Origin of the sequence: Geomonas edaphica, from assembly GCF_004917075.1 — a bacterium.
Taxonomy (GTDB): domain Bacteria; phylum Desulfobacterota; class Desulfuromonadia; order Geobacterales; family Geobacteraceae; genus Geomonas; species Geomonas edaphica.
On sequence record NZ_SSYB01000017.1, the window covers coordinates 1 to 261 of the forward strand.

At 47.1% G+C, this 261-nt stretch carries 1 tRNA gene; it reads left to right on the forward strand.

Going from position 1 to position 261, the window contains the following annotated elements:
- Window positions 1-41: 41 nt before the first annotated feature.
- A tRNA-Ala gene (locus E8K79_RS21030) sits at window positions 42-117 on the forward strand.
- Window positions 118-261 lie beyond the last annotated feature (144 nt).

The window sequence follows — 261 nt, forward strand, 5'->3', positions numbered from 1 at the left end:
TCCTCCTAGGCCCACCACTTTCATCCGTACCCATTTAAAATGGGGGTGTAGCTCAGCTGGGAGAGCACCTGCCTTGCACGCAGGGGGTCATCGGTTCGATCCCGTTCACCTCCACCATTTTCCTTGTAAGGGCTTCGGTTCTTGCATTGAATACTGTTCTTTGACAATTGCATAGAAGTGATCTGTAGGTAACAACCGAAATGGCGACATTTCGGGATGTATGCACAGCAGTTTTGATCAATTTACAGTTTTTTTATGGTC